General features: G+C 70.5%; 12 protein-coding genes. 6 read left to right on the top strand and 6 right to left on the bottom strand.

The window, feature by feature from the left end; translation table 11 throughout:
- Positions 1-23: 23 nt before the first annotated feature.
- The 4 genes from F9C11_RS19190 to F9C11_RS19175 form a co-directional block, all read right to left on the bottom strand.
- Positions 24-518, bottom strand: coding sequence for a MarR family transcriptional regulator (locus F9C11_RS19190; protein WP_409186237.1), 495 nt, complete (start codon positions 516-518; stop codon positions 24-26).
- Positions 519-764: 246 nt separating this feature from the next.
- Positions 765-962 (bottom strand): hypothetical protein, encoded by a 198-nt coding sequence (locus F9C11_RS19185; protein ID WP_409186236.1) that lies wholly within the window; start codon positions 960-962, stop codon positions 765-767.
- Positions 963-1368: 406 nt separating this feature from the next.
- A complete protein-coding gene (locus F9C11_RS19180) occupies positions 1369-2196 on the bottom strand; it encodes an LLM class flavin-dependent oxidoreductase (RefSeq protein WP_409186235.1) in 828 nt (275 codons plus the stop codon).
- Positions 2197-2322: 126 nt separating this feature from the next.
- Positions 2323-3147, bottom strand: a complete 825-nt coding sequence (locus F9C11_RS19175; protein ID WP_409186234.1) for a tetratricopeptide repeat protein — start codon at positions 3145-3147, stop codon at positions 2323-2325.
- Between the two features lie 247 nt (positions 3148-3394).
- Between F9C11_RS19175 and F9C11_RS19170 the strand changes: the two genes are divergently transcribed.
- Together F9C11_RS19170 and F9C11_RS19165 are read left to right on the top strand one after the other, a co-directional pair.
- The gene (locus tag F9C11_RS19170; protein ID WP_409186233.1) at positions 3395-4702 is read left to right on the top strand and encodes a pre-toxin TG domain-containing protein; all 1308 of its coding nucleotides are present in this window, start codon (positions 3395-3397) and stop codon (positions 4700-4702) included.
- The gene (locus tag F9C11_RS19165; RefSeq protein ID WP_409186232.1) at positions 4695-5054 is read left to right on the top strand and encodes a hypothetical protein; all 360 of its coding nucleotides are present in this window, start codon (positions 4695-4697) and stop codon (positions 5052-5054) included. Before F9C11_RS19170 ends, F9C11_RS19165 begins: the two co-directional genes overlap by 8 nt.
- Before the next feature lie 324 nt (positions 5055-5378).
- Here F9C11_RS19165 and F9C11_RS19160 read toward each other — a convergent pair whose 3' ends face one another.
- Positions 5379-5573: a hypothetical protein gene (locus F9C11_RS19160; protein ID WP_409186231.1), complete on the bottom strand. Its 195-nt coding sequence runs from the start codon at positions 5571-5573 to the stop codon at positions 5379-5381.
- Between the two features lie 161 nt (positions 5574-5734).
- On the bottom strand, positions 5735-6772 hold the full coding sequence (locus F9C11_RS19155) for a M48 family metallopeptidase (RefSeq protein ID WP_409186230.1): 1038 nt from the start codon (positions 6770-6772) through the stop codon (positions 5735-5737).
- Between the two features lie 150 nt (positions 6773-6922).
- Between F9C11_RS19155 and F9C11_RS19150 the strand changes: the two genes are divergently transcribed.
- The 4 genes from F9C11_RS19150 (at position 6923) to F9C11_RS19135 (ending at position 12583) form a co-directional block, all read left to right on the top strand.
- Positions 6923-7780 (top strand): SAM-dependent methyltransferase, encoded by an 858-nt coding sequence (locus tag F9C11_RS19150; protein WP_409186229.1) that lies wholly within the window; start codon positions 6923-6925, stop codon positions 7778-7780.
- Positions 7781-7909: 129 nt separating this feature from the next.
- Positions 7910-8344 (top strand): HutD family protein, encoded by a 435-nt coding sequence (locus tag F9C11_RS19145; protein WP_409186228.1) that lies wholly within the window; start codon positions 7910-7912, stop codon positions 8342-8344.
- A 7-nt stretch (positions 8345-8351) separates the two neighbouring features.
- The gene (locus tag F9C11_RS19140) at positions 8352-9179 is read left to right on the top strand and encodes an SCO6745 family protein (protein WP_409186227.1); all 828 of its coding nucleotides are present in this window, start codon (positions 8352-8354) and stop codon (positions 9177-9179) included.
- A 635-nt stretch (positions 9180-9814) separates the two neighbouring features.
- The gene (locus F9C11_RS19135) at positions 9815-12583 is read left to right on the top strand and encodes a BTAD domain-containing putative transcriptional regulator (RefSeq protein WP_409186226.1); all 2769 of its coding nucleotides are present in this window, start codon (positions 9815-9817) and stop codon (positions 12581-12583) included.
- The last annotated feature ends 4 nt before the right edge of the window (positions 12584-12587 follow it).

Below are 12587 nucleotides of genomic sequence, written 5' to 3'. Positions count from 1 at the left end.
AGGGCAGTTCGGACCGCGCCGTGTCAGACCTGTTTCGCCGCCGACGTTCCGTTTCCCCCGGGCAGTTCGGCGGCGGCCGCGTCGAACGCACGCAACCCGGTCACGAGGGCGTCCCGCTCGTCCTCGCTCAATCCGGCGAGAACGGCGTGCAGACTCGCCCGGCGCCGGGCCCGCAGGTCCTGCAAGTAAGCCCGTCCGGCGTCGCTGAGCCGGAGCGTCAGTTCCCGCCGGTTGCGGGCATTCGGCAACCGCACCAGAAACCCGACAGCTTCCAGCCGGTCGCACAGGCGGCTCGCCAACGGCGGGGTCGAACCCAGCAGTTCGGCCAGAGTCCGCAGGTTCAGCCCGTCGTAGCGGTCCAGCGCGACCACCGCGCGCACCTGCGACAACGACAACGGCCTCGGCGACGCGTCCCTCGCCCGCTCGAAGAAGATCTCAAGCAGTTCAGCAGCGTCCGCCACCGCAGCCGCGGCTTGCTTGGCAGCCCTGGTCCCGCTGGTCCGGTTCGCTGTGTTCACTGTGGCATCCCTGGTCTCGCCGTTGCCGCGGAGTTTACCGGCGGTCTCCGCGGCAGCGGCTCGCGCCGAGCCGTCATTGTCTCAGGACAACTGTTGTCGAAGGGCAACTATCTGTGCGCAACTGCTGGTTGATCCGGCCGCGCAGGTCCGCGTACTGCTGGTTGCCCAGCGGACGGGCCTCGTCCAGGATCGCCTCCGCGCGACGGTGTTGGCCCGGCAGCGTGGACGCGTTGCCGACCTCTTTCCTCAGCGCCCCGAAGTCCGTGCCCAGGCGAGCCAGCCGCGCGCGGGGTTGGCCGCCGTGCGCGGGGTTTTGGTCAGCTCGGTCACGATGCCCGGCACTTTGGCGTTCGCGAGCTTTTCGTACTCGCCGAGCAGGCGCGGGCTCGACACGGCGAGTTCGCGTACCTGCGGGAACTCGGTTCCCTGGCGACGGTGAACCATTTGCCGAGCGTGTACGCGGTCGCGCCGATCGCCCGCGCGGCTCTCGCGGCCCGGCCGCTGGTGCGCATGCCGGGCACGGAAACCCGGGCCAATTCGGGAGCGGGACGGGCGTGCTCCATGTCCTGCACGGCACCGCTCGGGCGTCACCTCGGTGTCACCGGACTACGCCAGCGCCAGTGTCGACGGGGAGGGTGTGGCCGGATACCCAGAGCGGAACACGGTCAGTGTTCGACAACCCGCCGGTCCGTTTCGGCCAGCAGGTCGCTCGCCCGCTTTTCCATGCTTCGAACATGGCGTCGCCTTCGACGTCAATCGCATGCCGCAGGAGCGTCATTCCATTGCATTCCGGAGAGCGGGGAGATCGCTCATCCCGACCGCCCCACCATCCTGTCTGCCGCGCAGCCGTCTACCGTCCGGTAAGTTCGGCCACGACCGGAGCCAGCGGGCCGGCCACCCCGGCTCCGAACACGAAGTACGAGAAGCCCATTTCCTCCCGCCGTCGCTGGATCTCCTCGGCCGCGGCCGCGGGATCGCTCGGGAGGTACGCCACCGAGTCCGCGGCCCGGACCGCGGCCGTGTCCGTGTCGGGGCCGGCCATGAACGCAGCGGCGGAGTCGCCGATCACGGGAACGTGCAACGCCAGTTCGACACCGCGCCGATTGTCGAACTGCTGTACCCGCTGCATCGTCTGAGCCCGGGACTCGATCTGCGGCATCACGAAGGTCACCGTGTCGGCGAGTTCCTCGGCGACGGCTTGCGCCTTCGGCCCGCCCGCGGCCACCACGACCGGAGTATGCGAGTCCGGGCCGTCCAGCTCCCGCAAGGCCGCGATCACCTCCCGCACCTGCTCCGACCGCTGGCCCGCGGGCGGGGTCGGCAGGCCGAGGTCGCGCAGCTGGCCGGCGATCCCCGGCCGGCCGGTCCCGATGCCCATCTCGAAGCGGCCCTCGGTGAGCACGGACAAGGAGTGCGCCTCCCACGCGGTGCTCCACGCCGGCCGGACGGGAGACGCGTACACCCAGGTGCCCACGCGCAGGTCAGTGACCGTCGCCGCGACAGCGAGCGCCGGGCCCGGCGCCGGCTGCCACTGCGGCACGTCGGGCATCAAGATCGTCGAATAGCCCGTGTCCGCCAGGCCGCGGAGCTGATCGCGCCAGGTCGGCAAGTCGGAGGTGATCGGAGCAACCACTCCGAATCGCAGCGGCTTGGTTTCGCGGTCGGTCGTGCCAGCCATGGTGACGCCCTCTCCTCGTGGCCCGGCCCACCGCCGAACCCTCACCTCTTCCACGAACGGGCCACGGCGGTTTCGACACACCCCGGCAACCAAACTGGTCGCCCCTCGGCCGCCGAGGGTTACGGATCAGCGGTCCAGTTCCTCGAGCAGGGCACGTGCGTCCAGATCGCCCCATTCCGCGCCTCGCTCCAGCACGGCCCGGGCCTCCGCGACGCGGCCGAGTTCGGTCAGCAACTCGCCCAGCCCGAGACTCCAGCCGGGCTCGTCGGCTTCGAACGCGAGCCAGAACTGCCGTTCCGCCGCGACGACGTCCTTCTTGTCGTCCCAGAGGAACCACGCATACGCTTGATGCGCTTTCCTCGCGCCGGCCGCGATCCCCTGCCGGAACAAGTCGTCCGCCTTGCCGAGCTGACCGGCTCGTGCGTAGGCGACAGCCAGCGCTGGATAGACCGACGGCCGTTCGGGGTCCGCGTATCGCTCCCCGGTTTCGATCGCCGCAGGCAGGTCCGACAAGTCGTCGGCATACGTCGCGACAAGATTCCCCGGGGCCAGCACATCGCCGTGGTCGCACGCCCGCCGGAGAACCTCGACCGCCTCGCGATACCGCTCCTGGTCGCGAAGAAAGACACCGTAATCGTTGAGCGCGGAGAGGTCTCCCGCTTCGATCGCGGCCCGATACGCCCGGTCGGCGGTCCTTGCCTGGCCGAGGTCAGCCGCTAGCGAAGCCAACAGGCTCCAGAGGTCCGTCCTGCCTCGTTTGACCGCCTTTTTGACCAATCGGACCGCTGCCGCCGGATCCGGAGAGCCCAGCAACGCGTAAGCGAGTTCCCGGAGAGCTTCCGGCTCGCCAAGCTCGACAGCCTGCTTCAACAGGGCGATGGCTTCATCGCTTCGCCCTTCGTACCGAAGGTCGATCGCCCGTTCGGTGAGCGAATTCTGCTGCGAGCCCAACGTCTGCTCCTTCGTCGACAGCGCTCCCCACTCTACGGCGGGGTGTGCGGACTCGGCCGCCCGCACAACCCGTTTCGGAGGCGGCAATCAGCGCCGAGCGCATTTCCGCGCCATTCATTCCCGCCCGCCGAAGCGACGTTTTCGTTACCTATTTGTGCGCACCGACACAAATCGTCCTGGCGGCCGCTCGCGCCCGTGGACGTGTCTTACGCTCCTTTCCGCTGATCAAGAATCAAGGAGGACACGGGTGCGTTCCCGGATTAAGGCCGCATGCCGCGGAGGCGTCGTCGGTCTCGTCGTCGCGATTGTCGCGATGTTCGTGGCGATGCCCGGCCCCGCCCAGGCGGCCGGGCTCTGCGACCGGCATCCGGAGCTGGCGGTGTGCAAGGCCGCGGACCGGGCCAAAGCGGCGCTCGTGGTGGGCAAGGCGGTCGCCCGCACCCAGTTGGGCGCGTTGGTGCTCGGGCACCTGCGCCAGGGCATCGGCGAGGTCGCGGGCCACGCGCTCGAGGAAGCCGCCCGGTCCCTGGACGAGGTCGGCAAGGCGATCGACGCCGGGGACGTGTCGCGGGCGAATCAAGCACTCGATCACTTCCGCGAGGACGCGCTGCAGCCGTTGCGCGACACCGTCGTCGCGACGTCGGTCGTCGTGAAGTCGCTGCCCGAACTGGCCGCGATCGCCAAGACCGCCATCGCGCAGTTCAACGCGCTCCCGGATCTGGACATCCACATCGACGTCGCCGCGCTGGAAGCCAACAACCGCGGTCTGGCAGCCACCGCGGCCGGCATCGCGCAGGCCGCGGCCCAGCTGGACGCGAGCGCCGCCCAGATCCGCACCGCCATGGCACAGGCCGACCGCGATTTCGCCGGAGCCCGGCGCGATCTGGCCGCGGCGAACGCGATCCTCGCCGAGGCGAACCGCACCCTGGACAAATTCACGGCCACGCCGTGGATGCCGGTAGGCGGGTTGTCGCTGAAGGGCATCACCTTCGATTTCGACGAGGCGTTCGGCCACCCGACCCGCTCGGGCTCGCTCAACCCGGACGTCAAGGCGGTCCTGTCGGCGGTGACGGACGTCCTTCCCGGGATCGGCAGCGTCAAGAGCGCGGTCGAGGCGATCGCCGGGAAGGACGCGTTCACCCAGCAGGAACTCGACGGTTTCGAACGCGCCCTCTACGGCATGGCCGCCATCCCGGTCGGCGGCGGCGCGCTCAAGAAACTCCTCGCCGTCGAACGGGCGGCCAAGGTCTCCCGCGGGATCGAACTCGCGGCGAAGAACGGTTCCAAAGGCTGGCGCGAGTCCTTCGACGCACTGCCCCTCGGCAAGAACAGCGGCGTGAAAACCGTGTCGAGCGCCACTGAATTGCGGACCCTGTTCGACCATTGGACCGCGGGTGCGCAGAAGCTTCCGCCGCGGGGAGACAAGATTCCCGATGTGTTCGCGCTTCCAGACGGCACTACCATCCAATGGCGACTGACCTCCAAATCGAGCGGCGAAACAATCGACATCGTCACGGCGGACGGCAAACGGCTGAAGGTGCATCTCGATGGATGAGCGGCAGGAAATCGAACGGGTCGCGGCCCCGACGCTCGACGAGGGGCTCGACGACTGGGTCCCGGTCGATTCGCTGATCTGGAACGTCTCCCAGGTCGTCCCTAAAGACAGCGACCGCTTCGCCGGGTTTTTCGCCGCTGTTCTCGGCTATCTGCTTCGCGAAGGGCTGATGGTCGTCGGAGAGATCGGTGACACGGGGTTCGAGCCGTGGGCCGCCTCGTCCGTGGAGGACACCGTCGAGCGCGTTGTCCGCGACTGCCAGGCGGTCGGCTGGTCTCCCGGGCTGGGGTTGTGCTGGCTGTCGAACACCGAGGAGGGAGACCGCCGGGCCCGGACCGCGGCGCGGGGCTGACCGCGGCGGAGCTGGGCCAGGGTGTGGCCTGCGCGACGGCGTCCGGGTTTCTCGTCGGTGCCCAGCGTGGTGACGCTGGCGGCCACGGCGCGCATCGCGTCGAGGATGGAATCGAACACGTCAAAAGCGGCACCGGATTGTGCGCCGCCGCGACGACTGCGCCGTGCAGGGCGAGGTCGGCGACGGTGCGCCGGGTCGCGGCCAGACCGCCTGCCTCGGCTTCCAGTGCGACGCGGGACCTCGTACACGTCGATCACCTGGGCCTTGCGCGGCTTGCGGTCCAAATCGGGTCGACCAGCAACGTTTGGCGTACCGCCCGGACTGTCATGGCGTGCTCTGTTCCCGTCGGACCTCCGGCGCGCGGCGCGGCCCGGGTGCCCCGCCGCTGCGGATCACCACCCCGAACACCACGAGCACCGCGCCGAGCGTGAAGCGCAGGCCTTCGGTGTCGGCCAGACAGCCGGACAGCGGCGAACTCAGCCGCGCGCTCCTGGCCGCGCGGCAAGGGCTCGTGTTCACGAGCCGGGCTGGACATCGCCACGCTCACCGTCACCGCACAGTCGCTCGCGGCTCAGTTCCTGCCGGACAGCTCCGGCCCGCCTCACGAGAACAGCGCCGGAAAACCTTTGCGCGGCAAGACGAACAAAGCCGCCGCCAACTGAGAAAATCCCCAGCCGACCTCAGCCGTGTCCATTCTCCGAGCCCCCGCCGAACTTGGCCCACACCTTGCTCGCCGTGTCCGCGACCGTCTCCCCGACGTCGGTGAAGACCTTCGTCAGCGGGTCGGCCGAGGCGGTCCAGGAGTCCTTGTACGACTTCGCCGCGGACTTGAGGTCGTCCTTCCAGTCCGTCGTCGGCGCGTCGTCGTCCCGGCGGGGGTAGTCGCCGGTCAGGATGGCCCGGTATTCCGCCGCCGCGGCCCATTTCTGCAGCTGCGTCGCCCGGACCACGGCGAATGGATGGGTCTCGGTCTCGACGTATTTCAGTTTCAGCAGGCTGTCGCGGATGTCCTCGCCCGCCTCGTATTCCGCTCCCTGCTGGAGGAAGGACGGGATGTCGATGCGGGACGGGTCGACGCCGCCGGCGAGCTGGATCTGCGCGCGCAGCGCCGCGGTCGGGTCCTGGCCGCAGAGCAGGCCCGCGCGGTCGCACGAGAGTTCGGCCTTGCGGTACCACTCGCTCAGCGCCGCGATGATCGCCCGGATGCCGAGTGCGCTGACCGGGGTCCAGGACATCGACATCTGGAGGTTGATCAGGCGCACCATGATCGTGCGGTAGACCGCGTGCCCGGACAGCACGTGCCCCATTTCGTGGCCGATGGCGAACCGCAGCGATTCGTGGCTCAGCTGGTCGACGAGCGCGGTGCTGATCCGGATGAACGGCTCGTCCATGCCCAGCGCGGACGCCTGCAGCCGCGGGTCCTGGTAGACGAACAGGTTCGGCACGGCGGGCAGATCGAGCGTCTCGGCGCATTCGTGGCGCAGCCGGTCGAGTTCCGGGTACTGCCGCGGTCCCACGCGGATCGACGAGGCCAGCGCCATCAGCCGTTCGCCGCGTTCGTTGTAGAAGCCGGAGACCGCCTTGATCACCTGGGCGAAACCGGGCACCGCGCGCAGGGTGGCGAGCGCGCCGCGGTCGACCGGGTGCTCGTAGGCTCTCGGGCTGATGCCCGGGAAACGGACGGCGGGCCGGGACGCGGGTTCGATTTCCTCAGTCATGGTTCCCCCCAATGAAGTCGTGGGCGCCAGCCTACTCAAAGCCGACGACCCGGTTGTTCAGACCACTGATCGGGCGCCCGGACCGGACGGCGGCCCTGCGGGATCTCGCGGATTGGCTACGATCGGGGGCACGACTGCGGGGGAGGCGGCGTGGCGCAAGGACCTGAAGAGCCCATCCCGGGCGTGGACCTCGACCGGCCCAGCGTGGCGCGGGTTTACGACTGGTATCTCGGCGGCACGGCCAACTGGGCCATCGACCGCGAGTTCGGCAAGATGGTCCTTTCGGCGTTCCCCGCCGGGAGGTACTGCGCCCGGGCCAACCGCGCCTTCCTGCACCGTGCGGTGCGGCACCTCGTGCGCCTCGGCGTGCGCCAGTTCGTCGACATCGGCTCCGGCGTGCCCACGATGGGCAACGTGCACCAGATCGCCGACGAGGTCGCGGAGGATTCCCGCGTCGTGTACATCGACAGCGAACCCGTCGCGGTCGCGCATTCCCGGATCCTGCTGGAGCGCCACGGCGATCCGGAACGCCACGCGGTGATCCAGGGCGACCTGCGCGAACCGGACGCGCTGTGGCAATCCGTCGCGGACACCGGCGTCATCGACCTCGACCAGCCGCTCGCCCTGCTGGTCACCGCGGTCCTGCACATCCAGCAGCCGGGGCCGGACGGGCGCGACCTCGGGCCCGACGCCATCGCTCGGTACCGGGAAATGCTGCCTTCCGGGTCGTATCTGGTCCTGTCGCAGCTCACCCACGAGGGGCTGCCCGAGGACATCGCCCGGCAGCTGCACGCGGTGATCCAGCTGTACGACACCAACGTCAGCAAGCACGTGCTGCGCTCGAACGCGGAGATCCGCGCGCTGTTCGGCGATTTCGACCTGCTGGATCCCGGTGTCACGTGGACGGCCGCGTGGCATCCCGAAGAAGGCGGGCTGAACACCCCGGTGGTCGAGTTCGCGGATCCGAGCGAGGCCGCGATGCTGGCCGGGGTGGCGCGCAAGCCCTGAGCCGTACGGAAGCTGGTGCGGCCAAAGGGAATTCGCCGCGCCGATCCGCTTCCCGAACGTAGCAGGGCGTCGCGGAAATCCCGCCCGGCGGGGTTTGCCTTCGCCGGGCGGAACGAGTGAGATGGCCTGATGCTCATCCCGTCCGAAGTCACCCCGGTCCCCTGGCGCAACGGCGCGGGCACCACCCGGGAACTCGCCGCCGACACCGATCCCGCTGGCGAACCGCGGTGGCGGATCAGCGTCGCGGACCTTCTCGAAGACGCACCGTTCTCGGCTTTCCCGGGCATCGACCGGCTTTTCACCGCCCTCGGGCCGCTCCGGTTGACCGTGAACGGCACCAGCACGGATCTCGAGCGCGGCGACCAGATCCGGTTCGCCGGAGAGGACACTGTGTCCGTCACGCTCGCTCAGCCGACCCGAGCCCTCAACGTGATGACCCGGCGCGGGCAGTACCGAGCCGAGGTCGTCCTCCGCTCCCCTTCCGGGAAGAGCCCGGCCACCGCGGCCGCGACGGTCGACCTGGGCGAGCAAATCGCCGATGTTTTCCTCACCGCACTGGCATGATGCAGCGATGACCAGCACTGCCCGGCGGATGTTCGAGCTTCTGGAGCCGATCTGCCTCGTCACCTTCTTAGCCGACGAATGCAACGACGAGCTGGCCGCACTCGGCCACCGCACCTACTGGGACGGTTACTTCGCCAGCCGGGCCGCTCCGTTGGGGCGGGTGCCGGCGGAGGTGGTCCACGCGGCTTTCTACAACTTCGCCGACGGTGAAGTCGCGCGGCACATCCCGAGCGCGTGGGAGACGGCCCCGCCCGAGGCGTCCGTCGCCGCGCGGGAACGCGGCAGCGCGGCCTCGGTGCGCCGGATTCTCGGCCCCGAACTGGCCGGCTCCCGCGAGCTGGTGCGCGCCGCCGACCTCACCGCCAAAGCCGCGACGAGCGCCCCGCTCGCCGGGCGGGTGATGTACGCCGGGATGCGCACTCTGCCGGTGCCCGCCGATCCGGTCGCGCGGCTGTGGCATTCCGCGACCATGCTGCGCGAGCACCGCGGGGACGGGCACATCGCCGCGCTGGTCAGCGCCCGGATCGGCGGCGGGGAGGCGCACCTGCTGTCCGCGCTGGAGATGGGCATCCATCCGCCGGAGTCGTTCGGGCGGGTCCAGCACCTGCCGAAGAAGCGGCTGGCCGCGCTCATGAACGGCTTGCGCGAACGCGGTCTCGTCGACGCCGAGAGCCGGTTCACCGACGCGGGCCGAGAACTCAAAGCCCGCATCGAAACCCTCACCGACGAACTCGCCGCCGCACCGTACGAAGCACTGAGCACCGCCGAACTGGAGGAACTGATCGCCGTGCTGGAACCGATCTCGGCGAAACTGGTGGCCGCCGGATCGAGCTGACGTAACGTGCCCGCGCCTCGCCGCGACTTCGGAGAACCCGAGTCGCAGCGAGTCGTGTCAGGTCCATCGCCAAAACCTTCGCCACCGCCGAACCGACGAGCGGCAACCTCGGCGACGGCAGGCAGGAAGAACGTCAGCGATTTCGTCACCGTTCAATCACTGCTTCGCCGCCATGACCGGTGCTCCGCGCCGTGGGGCGGCTCTGGAATCCCTTGCCCGGCCAGTGGTTCCCCTGCGCCTTGTTCGGTCTGGTCTCGCTTCGCGGCCGGGCGAGAAAGCGCTCGACGCCAGCGGCACGCCGGTGCCGAACCAGGCAGCGCAAGTCGTCTGCTGGCTTCAGCCGTCGTTTATCGCGCTGGTCAACGTTTTCGGGGCCGTCGCGGGAGCGGTCGCGGGGACGAACGCCGACGACCTCGCGCATGAACCGCCTCGGATGCGCGACGCCCGACCAGGACTCCCGACGCCATCATCACCCGCCGCAGGGTCGCCCATTCCTCGCGGGCCCGGCCGACCGCGGTGTGCGGACTCGACGCGCTGGGGCCCGTGCCGCAGCCACGTCTTGGCCCCGCTGGAAAAGCAGCGCCTTGACCCGTTCCATGCTTTAGCCTCGTCCGGTGGACCGGGGAGGCTGCGGAATGACGCTGGAGTTCCGGGTGCTGGGCGAGGTCGGCGCGGTCGCGGGCGGCGAGGCGCTGGCGGTCGGGCACGCCCGGCAGCGGCTGGTGCTCGCCGCGCTGGTGCTCGACGCCGGCCGCGTCGTCCCGGCCGGCCAGCTGGTGACCCGGGTGTGGGGCGAGCAGCCGCCGTCGCAGGTCGCGAACGCGTTGCAGACCTACATCGCCCGCCTGCGCCGGGTCCTGCAGCCGTACGGCGGGGCCATCGAACGCCGTTCCGGCGGGTACGTGCTCCCGCTGCCGGAGCCGGACGCGCTCGATCTGCACCAGTTCACCAACCTCGTCAGCCGGGCGCGCGCGACGGCCGACGACGGCGAGGCCGCGCAGCTGTACGAGCGTGCCTTGGCCCAGTGGCGCGGCGACGCCTTGCTCGGGCTCGATTCGGCGTGGGCCGACTCCGTCCGGCATTCCCTCACCCGCCAGCGCACCGCCGCCGAACTCGACTACGCCGACCGGCAACTGCGCCGCGGCCACCACGGCGCCGTCCTCGGCCTGCTGGCCCGGCGCGCGGACGAGTACCCGCTGGACGAACGCATCGCCGCCGCTCTCATGCGCGCCCTGCACGACAGCGGCCGCACCGACGAAGCCCTCGCCCGCTACCAGCGCACCCGCACGATGCTGCTCGACGAACTCGGCGCCGACCCGTCTCCGCACCTGCGCGCAGTACACGAGGACATCCTCGCCGCCCAGACCCCCGCTCCCGCGCCGCCGCGGGCGTGGGCCGCGCCGGTCCCCCAGCAGCTCCCGCCCCCGCCGCCGCGGTTCGCCGGCCGCGACGACGAACTCCGCCAGCTCGACACCCTCGCCGAAGACCACGCCACGGTCCCGATCACCGTCCTGCACGGCGGTGGCGGCATGGGCAAAACCGCACTCGCGCTGCATTGGGCGCACCGGCAATCCGCCGCGTTTCCGGACGGCCGGCTCTACGTCGACCTGCGGGGGTTCAGCCCGGACGGAGACCCGACCGCGCCCGACGTCGCACTGCGGGGTTTTCTGCACGCGCTCGGCGTCACCGGCACCGCCATCCCCGCGGAACCCGACGCCCAGACCGCGCTCTACCGCACTCTTCTCGCCGGGAAACGCGTCCTCGTCGTCCTCGACAACGCCCGCGACACGAGCCAGGTCATGCCGCTCCTGCCGGGCGATCCGGGGTGCGCCGTCGTCGTCACCAGCCGCGATCGCCTGACCGGCCTGACGACCAAGCACGGCGCCGCGCCGCTCGCGGTCCGGCCGTTGCCCGCGCCGCACGCCCGAAGTGTCCTGACCGCCCGGCTCGGCCCGGATTATCTCGACGCGGACCCCGACGCGGCCGAGCAACTCGTCACGCGTTGCGCGGGTTCTCCTCTGGCACTGGGAATTCTCGCCGCGCGCGCCGCCGAGCACCCCGGTTTCCCGTTGGCCGCGCTGGCCGCCGAGATCACCGACGCGAGCGCACTCGACGACGGCGACGCCAGTGTCGCCGCGGTCCTGTCGTGGTCCCTGCGCGCGCTCCCGCCGCAGCACGCCGAGGTGTTCGAATTGCTCGGCCTCGCACCGGGACCGGACATCAGTGTCCGCGCCGCGGCCAACCTCACCGGAGTGCCCCCGAACGCCATCGCGGCGATTCTCCGTGCGCTGGAACGGGTTTCGCTCGTGGAGCAGGACACGCCCGGCCGCTACCGGATGCACGACCTGGTCCGCCTTTTCGCGAAAACCCATGCCAGTCTCCCCGCCGAGGACCGCACCGCGGCGCTGCTGCGCGTGACCGGCTACTACACCGGCACCGCCTTGGCCGGAAACCGCGTCCTGCATCCGCACGGCGTCCTCCCGCCCGGCATCGACACCGGACACGACCATCCCTATCCGCATCCGCCGGCGAGCGCCGACGAAGCCCTCGACTGGTTCGACGCGGACCACGACTGTCTCCTGGACACCCAGCGAATCGCCTGCGCCCAAGCCTGGCACCAGCCCGGGTGGCAGATCGCCTGGGCCCTGACCGCCTACCACTACCGGCGCGGATTCCTGCACGAGGACCTCGCCGTCTGGCCGCTGGCGGTGCAGGCCGCCGACGCGCTGGGCACCCCGGAAACCCGCGTCCTCGCGCACCGCCGCTACGGCCTCGCCTGCGCCCGCGGAGCCCGGCACGACGACGCCCTCGCCCACCTCGCCGAGGCCCTGGACCTGGCCAGCCGCGGCGACGACCAGCGCGTCCAAGCCATTATCGAGCACGACCTCGCCCAGGCCTGGGAACTGCACGGCGACCACCGCGCCGCGCTCCGGCACGCGCAGCGCTCGCTGGAGCTGTTCCGCCCGCTCGGCAACCCGGTCTGGGAGGCCCAGGCGCACAACGGCGTCGGCTGGTATCTCACGCTCCTCGGACAGCACGAACAGGCCCGGCCGCATTGCGAACGCGCGCTCCGGCTGTACCGCGAGGAGCGCCATCCGGCGGTGGCCGACGTCCTCGACAGCCTCGCGCACATCGCCCACCACACCGGCCGCCACGCCGACGCCGTCGAGCACTACCGCGAAGCGCTCGCGCTGTACCGGGAATCCGGCAACACCTATCTGGAAGCCGACACCCTCGAACACCTCGGCCACACCCACCTCGCGATGGGCGAGGCCGGCAAGGCCCGCACGGTCTGGCAGCTCGCGCTCGACCTGTTCCGCGCACAAGGCCGGTTCGCGGAGGTCAATGCGGTGGAAACCGCGCTGGCGCGGCTCGGTGCGGGGAAGACCCGGTCCGCGCCCTAGCCGC

The organism is Amycolatopsis sp. VS8301801F10, assembly GCF_046195355.1.
In the GTDB taxonomy this organism is placed as follows: domain Bacteria; phylum Actinomycetota; class Actinomycetes; order Mycobacteriales; family Pseudonocardiaceae; genus Amycolatopsis.
The sequence above is the reverse complement of the archived record's forward strand: the minus strand, read 5'-3'. Positions and strand labels throughout refer to the sequence as shown.